Origin of the sequence: Kocuria sp. CCUG 69068, assembly GCF_020833785.1 — a bacterium.
Taxonomy (GTDB): domain Bacteria; phylum Actinomycetota; class Actinomycetes; order Actinomycetales; family Micrococcaceae; genus Kocuria; species Kocuria rosea.
On record NZ_PDDL01000005.1, the window covers coordinates 13328 to 28449 of the forward strand.

18 protein-coding genes are annotated in these 15122 nt (G+C 68.0%); 8 read left to right on the forward strand and 10 right to left on the reverse strand.

Going from position 1 to position 15122, the window contains the following annotated elements; translation table 11 throughout:
- Positions 1-123 precede the first annotated feature (123 nt).
- The 3 genes from CRM73_RS01720 (at position 124) to CRM73_RS01730 (ending at position 2141) form a co-directional block, all read left to right on the forward strand.
- Positions 124-768, forward strand: a complete 645-nt coding sequence (locus tag CRM73_RS01720) for an HAD family hydrolase (protein ID WP_229586646.1) — start codon at positions 124-126, stop codon at positions 766-768.
- A gap of 354 nt (positions 769-1122) precedes the next feature.
- Positions 1123-1632, forward strand: coding sequence for a helix-turn-helix domain-containing protein (locus CRM73_RS01725; protein ID WP_229586577.1), 510 nt, complete (start codon positions 1123-1125; stop codon positions 1630-1632).
- A 50-nt stretch (positions 1633-1682) separates the two neighbouring features.
- Entirely contained in the window at positions 1683-2141 is a 459-nt protein-coding gene (locus CRM73_RS01730) for a hypothetical protein (protein ID WP_229586578.1), read from the forward strand.
- Between the two features lie 304 nt (positions 2142-2445).
- Here CRM73_RS01730 and CRM73_RS01735 read toward each other — a convergent pair whose 3' ends face one another.
- On the reverse strand, positions 2446-3378 hold the full coding sequence (locus CRM73_RS01735) for a DMT family transporter (RefSeq protein WP_229586579.1): 933 nt from the start codon (positions 3376-3378) through the stop codon (positions 2446-2448).
- Between CRM73_RS01735 and CRM73_RS01740 the strand changes: the two genes are divergently transcribed.
- The 4 genes from CRM73_RS01740 (at position 3377) to CRM73_RS01755 (ending at position 7218) form a co-directional block, all read left to right on the forward strand.
- On the forward strand, positions 3377-4789 hold the full coding sequence (locus CRM73_RS01740) for a PLP-dependent aminotransferase family protein (protein ID WP_229586580.1): 1413 nt from the start codon (positions 3377-3379) through the stop codon (positions 4787-4789). The genes CRM73_RS01735 and CRM73_RS01740 overlap by 2 nt on opposite strands.
- Before the next feature lie 97 nt (positions 4790-4886).
- Positions 4887-5396, forward strand: a complete 510-nt coding sequence (locus CRM73_RS01745; protein WP_229586581.1) for a hypothetical protein — start codon at positions 4887-4889, stop codon at positions 5394-5396.
- 7 nt (positions 5397-5403) lie between these two features.
- Positions 5404-5907, forward strand: a complete 504-nt coding sequence (locus CRM73_RS01750) for a hypothetical protein (protein ID WP_229586583.1) — start codon at positions 5404-5406, stop codon at positions 5905-5907.
- A 162-nt stretch (positions 5908-6069) separates the two neighbouring features.
- Positions 6070-7218, forward strand: a complete 1149-nt coding sequence (locus CRM73_RS01755; protein ID WP_229586585.1) for a hypothetical protein — start codon at positions 6070-6072, stop codon at positions 7216-7218.
- Between the two features lie 12 nt (positions 7219-7230).
- Here the strand turns inward: CRM73_RS01755 and CRM73_RS01760 are convergent, their stop codons facing one another.
- The 7 genes from CRM73_RS01760 to CRM73_RS01790 all read right to left on the reverse strand — a co-directional run bounded on the left by CRM73_RS01760 (position 7231) and on the right by CRM73_RS01790 (position 12205).
- Positions 7231-7734 carry a hypothetical protein gene (locus tag CRM73_RS01760; protein WP_229586586.1) on the reverse strand — a complete coding sequence of 168 codons (504 nt, stop codon included), beginning with the start codon at positions 7732-7734 and terminating at the stop codon, positions 7231-7233.
- A gap of 123 nt (positions 7735-7857) precedes the next feature.
- A complete protein-coding gene (locus CRM73_RS01765) occupies positions 7858-8268 on the reverse strand; it encodes a hypothetical protein (RefSeq protein ID WP_229586588.1) in 411 nt (136 codons plus the stop codon).
- A 246-nt stretch (positions 8269-8514) separates the two neighbouring features.
- Entirely contained in the window at positions 8515-9300 is a 786-nt protein-coding gene (gene istB / locus CRM73_RS01770) for an IS21-like element helper ATPase IstB (RefSeq protein WP_229586590.1), read from the reverse strand.
- A complete protein-coding gene (istA, locus tag CRM73_RS01775; protein ID WP_229586592.1) occupies positions 9300-10508 on the reverse strand; it encodes an IS21 family transposase in 1209 nt (402 codons plus the stop codon). Before istA ends, istB begins: the two co-directional genes overlap by 1 nt.
- A 425-nt stretch (positions 10509-10933) precedes the next feature.
- Positions 10934-11641, reverse strand: coding sequence for a hypothetical protein (locus CRM73_RS01780; RefSeq protein WP_229586593.1), 708 nt, complete (start codon positions 11639-11641; stop codon positions 10934-10936).
- 124 nt (positions 11642-11765) lie between these two features.
- The gene (locus tag CRM73_RS01785) at positions 11766-11942 is read right to left on the reverse strand and encodes a hypothetical protein (RefSeq protein ID WP_229586594.1); all 177 of its coding nucleotides are present in this window, start codon (positions 11940-11942) and stop codon (positions 11766-11768) included.
- 65 nt (positions 11943-12007) lie between these two features.
- Positions 12008-12205 carry a hypothetical protein gene (locus CRM73_RS01790; protein WP_229586595.1) on the reverse strand — a complete coding sequence of 66 codons (198 nt, stop codon included), beginning with the start codon at positions 12203-12205 and terminating at the stop codon, positions 12008-12010.
- An 86-nt stretch (positions 12206-12291) separates the two neighbouring features.
- Between CRM73_RS01790 and CRM73_RS01795 the strand changes: the two genes are divergently transcribed.
- Positions 12292-13368: a hypothetical protein gene (locus tag CRM73_RS01795; protein WP_229586596.1), complete on the forward strand. Its 1077-nt coding sequence runs from the start codon at positions 12292-12294 to the stop codon at positions 13366-13368.
- A gap of 265 nt (positions 13369-13633) precedes the next feature.
- On the opposite strand, the gene CRM73_RS01800 is transcribed toward CRM73_RS01795, so the two are convergent.
- Positions 13634-14356, reverse strand: coding sequence for a hypothetical protein (locus tag CRM73_RS01800; RefSeq protein ID WP_229586597.1), 723 nt, complete (start codon positions 14354-14356; stop codon positions 13634-13636).
- Positions 14357-14463: 107 nt separating this feature from the next.
- Positions 14464-15054 (reverse strand): recombinase family protein, encoded by a 591-nt coding sequence (locus CRM73_RS01805; RefSeq protein WP_229586647.1) that lies wholly within the window; start codon positions 15052-15054, stop codon positions 14464-14466.
- Positions 15055-15122 lie beyond the last annotated feature (68 nt).

A 15122-nucleotide genomic window follows, 5' to 3' on the forward strand; every position in this document is an offset into this window, starting at 1 on the left:
CCAGGCTACTGAACGCCAGCACAGCCCCACACGCACCACCACGCTGCTCACGAAGTCGGACTGGATCCAGGGAACCCTGATGCAGTGTGTCGCGGTGCCCGTAGAGTCGCTGCTGTGCTGGTGATGCTGGATCTGGACAACACCCTGGTGGACCGTCATGGCGCCTTCACCACCTGGGCCCGTGACTTCCTGGCCGGCGTTGACGGCAATACCACCGACTTAGATTGGTTGATCGCCGCGGACCAGGACGGCTACCGGCCCCGGGCGGAGTTGGCCGCGTTGCTGCGGGCACGCTTCCAGCTGAGCACACCGGTCCCTGACCTGGTGGGCCGCCTACGCCGTGAATTGTTGGAGCACATCCACGTCTATCCCGGGGTGATCGAGGCCCTGGACGCCCTGGTCGAGACGGGTGCCGCCCTGGTGGTGGTGACCAACGGGACGGTGGGCCAGCAGAAGCACAAGCTCCACCGCACCGGCCTGCTGCACTACAGCCCCCACCCGGTGATCTCTGAGGCGGTCGGGGCCAAGAAGCCTCACCGGCTGGTCTTTGACACCGCGCTGTCCCAGAGCGGACACCGACCGGAACAGTCCTGGATGGTCGGTGACCACCCGGTCACTGACATGGCAGGAGCTCATCAGATCGGCATCCGCACCGGATGGGTCAGCCACCACCGGCTCTGGCCCCACCCGTGGGCCCCCGGTGTGGCAGGGGCGAGGACCGAGGACGTCCTGCAGCACATCGTCGCCGAGGCGGGCCACCGCCGGTGAGGACGACAGGAGCGTATTTCCGATGAGCCTCCCCACAGCGGTTCACGGCGGTGCGTCCCAAGCTGTGCCGCCTGGCCTGCCCGTGTCCACTCGTTCCCGGAGTGCCTGTGCCGTTGCGGGAACAATGGAACTGTGAATCGACATCCCGCACCAGGGCCCGGACCACGGATCTATCCCCGGCAAGTTCTCGGCGCCGGGGTGTGCGATGTGGGCTACGCCCTGACCACCGGGGCGGGGCGGGCACGGCCGGTCGTACCGGATGCCCGGTGCGGGATCGCCTGGGTCCAGGGGCGCCTGTGGTGGTTCGGGCCCGCCACCAGACCCTGGGTGCCGTCCCGGTCGGGGGTGGCAGTGGTGGGGGTGCGCATCGGGCTCGCGCACGGACGCAGCGTCGCAGGTGCACCGCTGGAGCGGTGGCGCAACCAGTGGTGCCCCCTGACCGAGGTCTGGGGGCCGGCCGCGACCACCGAAGCCGAGCGACAGCTGACCGGGATGGACGATGAAGGCGCCGCCGTGGGACTGCTCGCGCACACCGTCACAGCACGAGCAGCGCAGCGGCCGGCCGCTGCCCGTACGCTGCGGCTCGTGGAGCATCTGGAGGCCGATCGCACCGTCCAGCAGATCGCCGAGGAGCTGGGGGTAAGTGTTCGTCAGATCCACCGCCAGTGCGTGGCCGATTTCGGTCTGGCACCGGTGCTGGTACGACGCATCCTGCGTCTGCACCGGGCAGCCGCCCTCTGGCGCCCCGCCTCGGACACGAGCTTCGCCGATCTCGCCGCCAAGGCGAACTACAGCGACCAGCCGCACCTGGTCCGTGACTTCCACGCCTTGGCCGGCCAGACGCCCAGCACCGCGCTGGGTTGATGTCCGATTCATACAAGCCGGCGCCTCGGACCCGGTCCTAGGGTCAGCCCATGACTGATTGGAACGACATCACCACCGCCTTGGCCCCCGTGCTCGGTGAGGATCCGGGCGAGGGAGCCCCGCGGCTGCGCGCCCTGTGGGAAGCCAGCCGCCCGGAGGAACACGCCCAGCGCTGCGTCCTGGCCCACTACCTCGCTGACCTTCAGCCGCACCTGGCCAATGAGGTGCGGTGGGACGAGATCGCCCTGGAGGAGTTCTCACAGGTCCACGAGAACGATCTGAGCCCGGTCGGGATCGCCTCGGCGGCTGGCTTGGCCCCTAGCCTCCACCTCAATCTCGGCGAGGGCTACCGACGCCAAGGCGACATCACTCGGGCCCGAGAGCAACTCGTCCTGGGACGCGCGGCAGCCGGCGCCCTGGGAGACGATGGATACAGCACGATGATCCGCAAAGGCCTCGACCGGCTCGGCGGCCGCCTAAACAGCAGCGGCACGCACCAGGACAGTTGAGCACCACGACCCTGGTCGAGAAGAACAGTGCCTGCCACCGGCAGTTCAACGCATTGAATCATCCCGCTATTAGCCGAACACGACCATGGGGTGCTGACGCCGGCGCGGTATTAGCCGATAAGAGCGAGACCGAGAGAAGTTTCCGGTCCTACCGCCTTTCCGACCTGCCGGACCCCGTGCCCGTAGATCGTTGTGCTTGAGCAGAGAATCGCCAATGATCACGCATCCGCGTCGTCGGGAAGATGGGCGTTGCGCCCGTGAAATCCCTACTGCACTCGGTACCCGGGAGATCGACGGCACGAGGTCACGTGCGCGGGGCGGGGTTCAGCCGGACCCGTACGGCCGCACCGGCGCAGAGGATGACGGCCAGGCCCCCGACGATGGTGGTGGGCGTGAGGTGCTCCCCGAGCAGCAGCCCGGCCCAGAGGATGCTCAGCACGGGTTGGGCGAGCTGGATCTGGCTGATCTGGGCCATGGGGCCCAGCCCGAGGCCGCGGTACCAGGCGAAGAAGCCCAGGAACATGCTGATCACCCCGAGGTAGGCGAACGCCGCCCACTGCACCGGGGTCCCGGCCGGGGGCTGCTGGTACACCGAGGCCAGGGTCAGGGCCCCCATCACCGGGAAGGCGAGCACCAGGGCCCAGGAGATGGTCTGCCAGGCGCCGAGCTCACGGGCCAGCAACCCACCCTCGGCGTAACCGATGGCCGCGGCGACGACCGCCCCCAGGAGCAGCAGGTCGGCCCCGTGCAGCTGCCCGAGGCCACCCGAGGACACCGAGGCGAAACCGATCGCCACCACCGCCCCGATCCCGGTGATCACCCAGAACGCGCGGGCGGGGCGCTCACGGGTGCGCAGCACGGCCATCACCGCCGTGGCGGCCGGCAGCAGGGCGATCACCACCGCACCATGGCTGGCCGGGGTGGTGGTCAGGGCGTAGGAGGTCAGCAGCGGGAACCCGGCCACCACCCCGCCGGCGACCACGGCCAGCCGCACCCACTGGGTCCCGCGCGGGAGGCGTTGGCGGGTCAGCACCAGCGCGGCGGCGGCCAGCACCGCAGCCACGACCGCTCGGGCGGCGCCGATGAACATCGGGTCCAGGCCTTCGACCGCCACCCGGGTGAAGGGCACCGTGAAGGAGAAGGCGGTGACACCCAGCGACCCCCACCACACCCCCGTGACGGGTCGAGGGGATATCGGTTCGGGCAAAACGACAGTAGCGCTACTATTAGCTTTCATGGACAACGATAACAGTTCCCGGATTCTCGAGGGGCTCCGGGCGTGGATCGCCGGTGCGACCCCGGGGGCCCGCCTGCCCTCCACCCGGGCGCTGGTGGCCCAGTACCAGGCCAGTCCGGTCACCGTGCAGAAAGCTCTGCGGGCCCTGGCCACCCAGGGGGTGGTCGAGACCCGGCCCGGGGTCGGGACCTTCGTGCGCGCCGCACGCACTGCCCGCCCGGCCGACTACAGCTGGCAGACCGGTGCGTTGCGGGCCCCCCAGGCACCGGCCCGGTCGGTGTCCACCGCGCTGCGCAACACTCCCAACGATGTCATCGCCTTCCACTCCGGCTACCCCGACCGGGAGCTGCTGCCGGAACGGCTGGTGCGGACCGCGCTGAGCCGGGCCGCACGCACGGAAGCGGCCCTGTCCCGCCCACCGGTGGCAGGTCTGCCCGAGCTGCAGGCCTGGTTCGCCCACGAACTGCGCGCCTCCACCCCCGACGGGGTCAGCCCGCCCACACCGCGGGATGTGATCGTGCTGCCGGGCACCCAGAGCGGGCTGAGCTCGATCTTCCGCGCCCTGGCCGGGGCCGGGCACCCGGTGCTGCTGGAATCACCCACCTACTGGGGGGCCATCCAGGCCGCCACCCAAGCCGGGGTGCGCATCGTGCCGGTCCCCACCGGCCCCACCGGGCCCGACCCGGCCGACCTCGCCCGGGCCTTCGCCGAGACCGGCGCCCGGGTCTTCTACGCCCAACCCCACTACGCCAACCCCACCGGCGCCCACTGGTCACCAGCGGTGGGCGAGCAGGTGCTACAGGTGGTGGCCAGACACGGGGCCTTCCTGATCGAAGACGACTGGGCCCACGACTTCGGCATCACCACCACCCCCACCCCCCTGGCCGCCCGGGAGGACTCCGGGCACGTCGTCTACCTCCGGTCCCTGACCAAGAGCGTCTCCCCCGCCCTGCGCGTCGGAGCGGTCATCGCCCGCGGCCCCGCCCACGAACGCATCCTCGCCGACCGCGCCGCCGAATCCATCTACGTCTCCGGGCTGCTCCAAGCCGCCGCCCTGGACGTCGTCACCCACCCCGGGTGGCAGACCCACCTGCGCGGGCTCCGCCACCAGCTCCAGGGACGCCGGGACCTGCTGCTGAGCAGCCTCACCGAGCACGCCCCCCAGGCCCACATCGAACACGTCCCCACCGGCGGGCTGAACCTCTGGGCCCGTTTGCCCGACGACACCGACCTCCCCCGCCTGCTCCACGACTGCGAGACAGGCGGAGTCATCATCGCCGCAGGCACCGAATGGTTCCCCGCCGAACCCACCGGCCCCTACATCCGGCTCAACTACGCCGGACCCAACCCCGCAGCCTTCCCCGACGGCGCCCGCCTCCTCGGCCAGGCCATCGAAACCAACCACGAATAAGGGAACCCCAATAGGGCGTCTGGGTGTTCGCGTCCGCAACTTCTACGCTGGGGTCACCGGAAGCATTTGGCGCCGGTGCGAGACGAGAGGCCCCAGCGTGTCCTTCCTTCCGATCTTCGTCGTGGCCTTCCTCGCCATCATGGCCGGCAACCTCACCGCGCTGACCCGTGGGCGGATCGCCGCCCGCTTCGCCGACAACCCGGAGGAACAAGCCAGACTCGCCACGACGTTGACCGTGACCGTCTTCTTCTGCGTCTTCGTGGTCTTCAGCGCCCTGATGTCACTGTTCGTCCTACCCCAGGTGCTCTACGCCGCCCCGGGGCCGGTGACCGTGCTTTTCCCGCTCGGGCTGCTCGTGCTCTTCGGTGTCGCCTATCTGCAGGCTCGACGCTTCCCCTCGGCCATGTCCCGGCAGGCCGCGGCCGGCTGGCCGTGGGGTGGGGCCCCGGGGGAAACGGAACAGATGTGGGAAGACGCCACCCGGGCCCGGTCCTGGATCCTGGCTCTGGGCTTCATCCCGCCGCTCCTGGTGCTGGGCGCCCGGGTGCTCTTCTACGGGGCTTTGGGTTCGGAGGCCGATCTGCCGGCCGGGATGCTGATGGGCTGAGCTTGAGATGGGATGGATCGCTTTCGGGGCTCTGATGCTCATCGGGTTGACCAACGTGGTGCTCACCCTCCTCCGGGCCCCGGTGGCTGCGCGGCTGGCCGCCTCGCCCGAGGACGTCCCGAGGGTCGCGGCCGACTTGGCGGTGACGTCCTTCCATATCGCGGTCCTGGCGATGAGTCTGTTCCTGGCCCTGGTCAGCGGTGTGGGGGTGCTCTACGCCAACCCGGACGCCGAGACGGTGGTCGCCCCGGTGGTCGGGGCGCTGTTCTTCACCTACGCCTACCTCCAGGCCCGCAACCGCAGCGGTTACCTGGCTCGCCTGGCTCATCGTCAATGGATCGGCGGCGCCGACGGGGAGACAAAGGAAATCTACGCCGCAGTTTTCCGGGCCCGTGCCTGGATCCTGGGGGCGGCCGTCCTCCCCCCGGTGCTGGTGCTGCTGTTGCGGTTGTTCCTTTTCGGGGCGCTGGGCACCGTCGAGGAAATCCCGACCGGGATGCGCTGGGCCTGAGTTCCTGGCCAGGAACATTTGAAGTCGTGATGGGCCACTAGCGAGGACATCCGTAACACCCACACTCACCTGTGCGGATTGAGCAGAGCCCATGTTCGGCACAGGCTGCTCGGGCGAGGTGACCTACCAAGGCAGGGGGCGCGTCAGTCCTAGGGTGAGAGCGTGACAAGCGAGGACACCGAGATCGAGAAGCTCCGCACCTACGCCGCCACCGTCGCTGCCAAGGTGACGGATGACGACCTGGCTCATCGCCCACTGGAGGTCATTCTCGAGGAGCTCATCAATACCCGCGGGCCGCAACCGATTGTTCTCGACGTGGCTAACCGCTACTACGGCCACTCTGGGAGCCGGGTCGAGCTGAAGTACCCGTTCCGCGGTGATCTGAGCCTGCTCATGGAGGTGAGCGAGATCGTGGGGCGGGGGCAGTCCTCCGGAGGGAAGTCGGTCGCCGAGTTCGCCTTGAATATAGAGAGCCAGTTCGGGGACGACTTCGCCGAGCAACTCGAACAAGCCCTGGCGCGGATCGAGGGTCAGCTCCTCAAGGACGTCCGCACGGCTAATGAGCGGATTGAGCGGCGCCAGGCCGCATTTGCCGAGGTGCTGAGTGCGCAGCTGCAGCCTCGGTGGAAGGTCACCCGCGCATTGCGCGGGGCGATGGAGCAACTGCAGGTGCCACTGACACAACCCACCGTTGATCGTGTGGAAGTGCCCGTTCGCCCGGCGCCGATGTCGATGCGGGTGATCGAGGAAGCAGCGGCCGCTGGGGCTCCAGAATGGTCCTTGGCCGAAGAGATGGCGGAATCGGTGGTGCAGACGATCGCATCGTTTTCCAACGCGCTGGAGCGCCTGCCCGGGACAGCCGAGCGGTTGCTGGGCCAGGACGAGGAGACCCTGCGCGATGTGCTGCTTTTCGTGCTCAACGCCAACTTCGAAGGACAGGTCACCGGCGAAACGTTCATCGGGCAGGGCAAATCCGATCTGCTGCTGCGCTGGAAAGACCGCGACGCATTCGTCGGGGAGTGCAAGATCTGGAAGGGCCCCAAAGCGCTCTCAGACGGGCTGGATCAACTGCTGACGAGGTACACGCTGTGGCGGCAGACCCGCATCGCTCTGATCGTGTTCATCCGTGACCCCAAGGACGCGACCGCCCTGATCGAGTCGGCTCACGCGACGATCCGCGACCATGAGCGCACCCAGCGGGTCCTCGATGTCAGCGAGCCGGCCTCGCGCGGTGACTACAGCGTGTCGGGAAGCGGGGACGAGAAACGCCTGGCACACCTGACGTTCCTGCCCGTGGTGATCAGCCAATAGGACACCGCAGGGCTACTTCGCGGGGTCGTCCTCGGTGTCGCGTTCGTTGATGTAGACCGACATGGTCAGCAGCGTGATGACATGTACGACGATCACGGCCAGAAACCAGTCACCGCGGGTGATCAGGAAGTAGGTGGCCGCGGGGATGAAAACGAACAGCGACAGTGACTGCACACCGAGGTAGGCCCGCCCACGGGCTCGCGGTGTGTCGATGTAACCGTGCCCACGGTGGAAGACCCTTCCCTCGACGAAGTCGGCATCCGCTTCTTCGACCTCGTCGCCGACCCCCGCGGCACCGTCCTGGTCATCGACGAGGCGGGCTCGGCGCCGGGCGCGACGCACCATGCTGACCAGCAACCCGATGTACATCGCGGCGACCAGCCCCGTCATGGCCAGCATGATCCCGCCCTCGTCCCCCGGTGATCGGGTGGTGTGCCACCCGGCCACGATCCCGAAGACCAGGGGCAGCACCCAGACCGCCAGCAGCACCTTCTCAATCCTGGAGAGCACGCCCACCTCCCATATTCGCGGAACCACCGGCTGTAGAAACCGTGCCGTCAAAACCGGTGATCGTTACCGTCCCAGCTGCGGCAGGACAAGGTGTCCCGGGTGCCGCCATGGGGTGCCGCGCCCTTAAATTCACGGTGAGGACTCATCACAGCCAAGGCCGGATCCGGGATCACAACCGTTCCGCAGGACACCCGCAGCGAGATCTTTGAGATCGGCGCGCTGCCCGAATGCGTAGGTCACCATCATCACGGTGAATCCCACCGCGGTCCCCACCAACCCCAGATCCCCGAGAAAGAGCGTGACCACGCTCATCACCGCGAACAGCCCACCCCCGATGGTCCCGGCGACGATCATGTACCGCGCCCGGTGGGGACGAGCGGTGAGAGAACGGGCGTATCGCTGCTCCTGTTGCGGCTGCTCGAAAAGAGCCCCGACCGGGAACGCCACCAAGATCGGCAACAGCGCGACCCCAGCACTCGTGGGGTCGTCCCAGGAACCCGCCAGGATCAAGACCCCCGCGACCGGCCAACCGGCCAGCACGATGTAGGTCGACCGCCGTCGACTCAGCCGCACCGGTCGCCGGCTCAGGGACCAGAGGACGAACCCTGCCCCGAGGAGCACCGCCAACGAGCCACTGAGCACACCGAGCCACGGCATGAACACGCTAGAGCCCGACGGTGAGAGTAGGTGCCCGATGCTCCACCACAGGGGCACGGCCCCGACTCCTGTCAACGACGGTCGAAAAGTGAGCAGTAGCGACGGTCGAAAAGTGAGCAGTGGATGTCGCTAGTTGGTCTGGTGGGTGGTGCTGGGCAGGGAGTCGGTGCCCAAGGTCTTGAGGCGGTAGCTGGCGCCTTTGAGGGTGTGGACCTCGGCGTGGTGGACGATGCGGTCGATCATGGCCGCGGCGATGGTGACGTCGCCGAAGACCTCGCCCCAGCGGGCGAAGGGCAAGTTGCTGGTGAGGATCAGCGAGGCCTTCTCGTAGCGGGTCGAGACGAGCTGGAAGAACAGGTTCGCGGCCTCTTGCTCGAAGGGCAGGTAGCCGACCTCGTCGATAATGATCAGCCGGTACCGGCCCAGCTTGCGCAGCTCTGCGTCCAGGCGCCCGGTGTCGTGGGCGCCCTTGAGCCGGTGGATCCAGTCCACGGCGGTGGCGTAGAGCACCCGGTGGCCCTGCTGGCAGGCGGTGATGCCCAGGGCCGTGGCCAGGTGGGTCTTGCCGGTGCCTGGGGGCCCGAGGAGCACGATGTTGCCGGCCTCGGCCAGGTACCGGCCCGAGGCCATCGCGGCGTAGTCGGTGTGGGTGATCGCCGTCTGGGCAGTGAAGTCGAAGTCCTCGGCGGTCTTGATCGCGGGGAAGCCTGCGGCAGTGATCCGCAGCCGGGCCCCGGAGGCATTGCGGGCGGCGACCTCGCGCTCGAGGACGGCGGTCAGGTACTCCTCGTAGGACCAGTGCCCCGCACGGGCAGTGTCGGCGATCCGGGCGGCGGCCTCACGGATCCGTGGGGCCTTCAACGAGGCGGTGAGGTACTCCAGGGTCTTGGCCGTCTCGGCCGGTGTGGTGGCCATCAGGCGACCTCGATCCCGAACGCGCGGTCGTAGTCGGCCAGATCCCGCACCAGCGGATCCGCCTCGGCGCCCGGGTGCGGGCGCTGCTGGTAGGCCCGGCGCAGCACCGCAGCGGTAGCCACGTGCGCCGGGTCGGTGACCGTGGTCGCTGACGCCCAGCAGCGCGCGTGCTCGGCCACGACCCGGCCCTGGTGACGCACGAGCACCCGATCCAGGTCGGCGGTGACCTCGACCATGGCCCCGATCACGGTCGGGTCCACGGAGTAGTCGTTGCCGGCGACCCGCACGTAGTAGTCCCGACCCAGCCGCACCCACCAGCGGTGCCCGATCGCCGGGGCGACCGGCGGCAAAGGGAGCATCGCGGCCCGATCAGCGGCGATCAGCTCCGCCGGCCGGGCGGCGATGGCCCGCACCCGCCGGGTGTTGGCACCCACCAGCCACTGGCGCAGTTGGGCGTTGAAGTCGGCCGGGGAAGCGAAACAGCGTCCGGGCAGGAACGAGGTCTCGAGATAGCCGTTGGCCCTCTCCACGATGCCCTTGGACTCCGGGTCGTAGGGCTTGAGCTGCACCAGGGTTGCCGCCATCGTGCCCATGAACGCGGCCACCCCCTCGGCCGGGCGGCCCCCGCGACCGATGCCGGACTCGTTGTCCCAGACCCACCGCCGCGGCACGCCCTGGATCTGCTCGACCACCAGGTGCCACATCCCGGCCAGCAGATCACCGGTGGTGCGCGAGGGAATCATCACCGCGGTGACGAACCGCGAGGAGGAACAGACCATCACCAGCACCGGCGGTGATCCCTGCTGAGCGTCACCCAGCGGGATCCGTGCCGGCGGGAACCACAGATCGCACTGGACCTGGTCCCCCGGCCGGTAGGACAACCGGTCCGCCGGATCGGGCGGGGCGTACTCGCTGCGGATGGCTCGGAGATTGTCCCGGAACCAGGTGATGGACCCCGACCACCCCACCCGCTCGGCCAGCACCGTGGCCGGCATGGACGGGTGCTCGGCCAGCAGCGCCCGCACGACCGGCTCGACATCGGTGAACGCGTTGGGCCCCGCAGACCTCTCGTAGCGCGGTGGCCGGGAGGCGGCCACGGCCTTGGCGACCGTGTTCCGCGAGATCCCCAGCCGCGAGGCGATCTGGGACTTCGGCACCCCCTCGGCATGCAGCCGACGGATCAACGCCCAATCTTCCACAGTGATCACACTCCAATCGTCGAGTGCTCACTTTTCGACCGTCGCATCTGCTCAGTATTCGTCCGGCGTCGACAACTCCTGCCATGAACACCCCGCACAGGAGCATCAACCGCTTCACCCGGCGCTGGTCCATCCCATCCCTCCGATTGACCGGACAGGAGCCCGGTGCCCCCCGTCTTACCGCCCAGTAGAGACCAAAGCTAGGTGTGCATCCGTTAAGGGGACGCTCCGGGGGCACGCGCACCCCTGTCCCAGGTCATCGAGGACAGCACCGCCTGGGCCAGCACTTTCACGTGGCGGGCCTGCGTACCAACGACCCCAGCGGAGGAACCCCTGGCCTCACGGGGCGGGGCCGAGGGACCATTCAGAGGTTCAGCTGCGCTCATCGCCAGCCCTGGGGATGCTGCCCCGAGGTGGTGTGCGCGAGACGGTTCCTAGTAGCGGCGACCGGTGAGGCGTAGGAGCCCGTCGACGATCAGCAGGACCAGCCCCCCTGCGGCCGCCAGGGACCCAAAGCCGGCGAAGATGGCCGGGCCAAAAAGCATGCCCGACCAGAAGAAGTGATTGATGAACGCCGAGTACCAGAGCATGACCACAGCGATGCCAGCACCGACCCCGGTGAACGCCAGCCCCCACTGACGCAACACCTGACGCCCCACCCCTCCAGCGGCGCTGCGGCCCGGCACTTCATCGGGGAGTGTCTCCGATCCCGGGGATACGGCAGATCTCCGCAGACCCAGCACGCCCCAGAGGAAGGCTGCAGCGCACAGGAGCAGGAAGCCTCCCTCGCCCAACCCGCCCCAGCCCAGGCGGTACACCCCGTACGCGATGACCCCCAGGGCGCCGATGAGCAGACAAATCGCATAGGCCAGCACTCCGCGCCGCACAGTCCGCACCGGCCGAGGGCGGCCTGCCCGAGGTGGTGCCGCTGCGCTCTGGCCCCCGGAGGGGGTGGTGGCCCGTATGAGGACGTCGATGAGAACGGTGATCAGCCCGCCGATCGCGACGAAGCCTGCGGAAAAAGCGAGCCACCCGGCGTTGCCCAGCGGATGCATAGGGTTAGACGACTCCTCCACGAACCAGGTGATCATTCCTGCGACCAGGGCGATGCCACCGCTGATGCCGGTGACGATCAGAGCCACCCGACGCAGAGACCTGGGCGGTTTCCCGGCGGGACCGAGCCGTGGCGCTGACTTGTCCATGCTTGGACGCTACCGATCGGCCCACCTAACAACCACGACGCACAAGAGGGGTACCCCTGACGCATCAGGGGCCGCTGGTTTCGTCTCGAGGTGGCCTCGCTCGGCTTTTGCGCTTGTCGTGCCACCACGTCCCGGCCACCGCACTGATCGTCATCCCGATCGCCAGCGCCACGTTGTCGGTCCGCACCGCGAACCAAATCAGGAACGCGAGCAGAAAGGGGAATGCGATGAGGGCGAGCACGCCCAGCCACTCAGACCAACGCGCCTGCACCGATTGCGGCGCCCGGTGCCGCGGGGCCCGAGCCCTCATGGCCGGTCGCGCCGGTCGCTGAGACGCATCAGCAGCAGGTAGCCACCCACGAACGTCACCGTGAAGGCCGCCCAGTAGACGCCGTTGCCCCGCCCGATCTGCCACACCCCGACGCCGAGCACCGCCACGGTCCAGGCCGCGATCGCCCACCGTCTCCTGCGCCTCAATCTCGCCCCCGTCCATGTCAGCGTCATCGCATCCTGGCACGCCGGCGCCGGCTCCGTCGTTCCCCTCTTATGCCCCGCGCGCTCAGGCGGTACCGGCCGGTAGCGTCAGCGCCATGGACCCGCCCGCCCAGCAGACCGACGAGGTGCCCGTGCCCTCCGTCGGACGGGTCGTTGCGGGCGCGCTGCCCAGTGCTGTGGTGGCGGTTCTCGGCATCCCGTTGCTCGCCTGGTGGCTGATGGACGAGGCCGGTGACGCGCGGGTCGGTTGGTGGCCGGTGCCGGTCATCGCACTGGTCGGCCTGGTCGCTCTGCTTGGCCACTACGCCGGGGCCATGCCGCCTGGCGGCAAGACCCGTACCGAGCGCAAGCAGATGGAACGGGCGCTGTCCGCCATCCCCCGGAAAGGCCCTGTCCCGGACGATCCGCTGGTGCGCCGCGCTGTGGTCGTGTCCGCCTGCAACAACATTGCAGCTCTCGTGTTCCTGGGTGCAGTCCTTGCCGGCATGGCCCTCGGCGCCGGGGTCCGGCCAGAGTTCTCCTGGTTCGCGGCCAGCGGTGGAGCAGTGGGACTCGCGGTAGTCGCCGCCTTGCAGCTCCGCCGTCACTGGGCCAGCTTCCAGGCCCTGCACGCCCGCGCCTCAGACGATGACGTCCGACAGGTCGACGCCGTTCCGGTGCCCACCGTGGGCCGGGTCCTCGCGCACTCGGTGCCGGCCGTGCTCGTGCTGGCGGTCGGTGTTCCGCTGGTGGTGCAGTGGAGCTTGGACGGGCACGGCGATGCGCTCGAGGATTGGAGTCATCTCCCCCTGATCTTGCTGATCACGGTGGCGAGTGTCCTGCACGCACTCGTGCGTGCTCCCAGGCCGCGGCTCGGTGTGGACGTTGATCGGGGCGCGATGCAGCGGTGGCTGGTGTTCGCCGCCGTCTCCCGTGGGCTCCCGGAGAATCCGCGCACCCGGATCACCGCCGGCGCTTTCGCGTGCCAGCAGCTGGAGGCGGCGGTGCTGATGTTGGCGGGTGTGGCCGGCTTGACCACCACGGCGATTATCCGCTCGAGCCCCTGGTGGGCGGTCGTCGGGGCCCTCATCGTGCTGATCTGGACGGTCCAGGTGATCCGGGCCCGCCGCGGCTGGATCTACCTGGACCTTATGCACACCGGCGACCGCACCGGCAGAGGCCCCGCTGTTTGAGCGGGCCATAGCGCAGGGCAGGGAATCCGGGACAGTCCCATCGCCATGCATCTGCAAGCTCCTGCACCAGGGGAATTATGACCAGGGATGTGGGGCGGGGTACGATGCGTACGCATCGTACCCCGCCCCACATCCCTGGTTTGCGTCATAGGGCCGAGCGGAGTAGGTTGAGCAACGAAGCAAGGAGTTGGCTCTCCGCCCGCAAGGGCCGACAGTCAGCCTGGCCCCTGATTTGATTGCTACGGCACTCAGGGGCTGCTTCTTTTTAAGATGCCGTAAGAGCGCCTTCAACCTCAGCAGCGTCTTCCACGGTGAGGATCTCCAAGCAGGGCTCCAGGATGGAGTAGTTTGTCAGGTCAGTGCCCACGAGGTAGCGGTACATGGCGTTGGAGACGAGGTCGGGAAGCCACAACAGTCGTTCCGCCGATGGAGAAGCCAGCATGAGGCTCAGATCGCGGCCGACCACACCGTCCTTCTTGGCATCAGCGAGGACACGCTGATCCCAGTTGTTCAGGCGACGCTCATGGCGCTCCTCCCCAACGATCAAGCGCACCGGCTCATGATGAGTTCCCTCATAGAGCTCCTTCAGCAGACCCCGATAACAAAGGGTGCGGGAGTGTGCCATTTCGTCGAGATCATCCACGGCGGGCATCCTGACGGAGACCAGAGCCACCTCGTTGCCGTCCACCAGGTACTGCGCCATCTGGCTCAGCACAGCGGAATCCTTTGCTCCCCGCCCGTACTGGGTCGCATGGAAGAACCCCTGCCCCACGATGTCCAGCAGCTCTTGCCGCATCTGCTCGAACGACTCGGGGTACACGACCACCCCAGTCAACACATAAAACGGGTCCACGCTCGATGCATCTAGGTTCTGCGCGGCAATGAAACCAGGAGCAAGGTAGCTTTCGTCGACAAATGCCACCGGACGGTCTCCGTTGCGCCCGTAACGCTGCCGAAGAAGCTCATGCATGGTGGCGTTCTTCTTCAAGCGTGCTCCCAGACCCTCGTTATCGTCAGATACTTCGAACTCCGCAACGCTACCGGACGCCGCGGACAGACCTGCCGCGCACCCAGTGGCAGAGAAGTCATCACAAGTCAGGGAGCTCCGGGCGGCAGTTCGCGCATCCGCCGGTAGAGCGTCGCTCGGGACATGCCGAGGTCCCGTGCGACCTGTGTGGCCGGCTCCCCGCCATCAATGAGCCGGAGGGCATTGCGGATCTGGGAATCGGTGAAAGTCTGACGGCGCCCGCCAAGATCCTTGCCGGCGGCCCTGCGTTTCGCCACCGAGTCGGTGATCCGCTCCCGCTTGATCTCCAGCTCCATCTGCGCCAAGGCCGCCATCACCGTGAACACCATCGACCCCATCGGGGTGGCGGTGTCCACGTCTCCCCCACCGAGGTACAGCACCCGCAGCCCGGCACCTCTGCCCCGCAGCGCCTCGGCAAAGGCAAGCATGTTCTGCGTCGACCGCCCCAACCGGTCCAACGTGGTGATCACCAGAGTGTCGCCCTCCTCCAGCGCAGCCACCGCCTTATCGAAGGCAGGGCGCGAGCCACGGCCTCCAGACACTCCAAGATCGACATAGACATCATCGCGCCGTACACCGGCATGCAAGAGGTCGGACACTTGACGGTCTGCGTCCTGCTGACGCGTCGACACCCTGGCATACCCGATTAGCTTCCCCATGTCCACCTTTTCTGTCTCGCAACTGACGTTGAGTATCCGATTCTAGGGGCACGGATAAAGCACAAGGA

Bases quoted from the DNA above. Each gene is read 5' to 3' on its own strand.
- CRM73_RS01790 (WP_229586595.1), bottom strand. From the start codon at position 12,205: ATGACGCTGACATGGACGGGGGCGAGATTGAGGCGCAGGAGACGGTGG.
- CRM73_RS01740 (WP_229586580.1), top strand. From the start codon at position 3,377: ATGGACAACGATAACAGTTCCCGGATTCTCGAGGGGCTCCGGGCGTGG.
- CRM73_RS01795 (WP_229586596.1), top strand. From the start codon at position 12,292: ATGGACCCGCCCGCCCAGCAGACCGACGAGGTGCCCGTGCCCTCCGTC.
- CRM73_RS01730 (WP_229586578.1), top strand. From the start codon at position 1,683: ATGACTGATTGGAACGACATCACCACCGCCTTGGCCCCCGTGCTCGGT.
- istB (WP_229586590.1), bottom strand. From the start codon at position 9,300: ATGGCCACCACACCGGCCGAGACGGCCAAGACCCTGGAGTACCTCACC.
- CRM73_RS01750 (WP_229586583.1), top strand. From the start codon at position 5,404: ATGGGATGGATCGCTTTCGGGGCTCTGATGCTCATCGGGTTGACCAAC.
- CRM73_RS01805 (WP_229586647.1), bottom strand. From the start codon at position 15,054: ATGGGGAAGCTAATCGGGTATGCCAGGGTGTCGACGCGTCAGCAGGAC.
- CRM73_RS01720 (WP_229586646.1), top strand. From the start codon at position 124: ATGCTGGATCTGGACAACACCCTGGTGGACCGTCATGGCGCCTTCACC.
- CRM73_RS01735 (WP_229586579.1), bottom strand. From the start codon at position 3,378: ATGAAAGCTAATAGTAGCGCTACTGTCGTTTTGCCCGAACCGATATCC.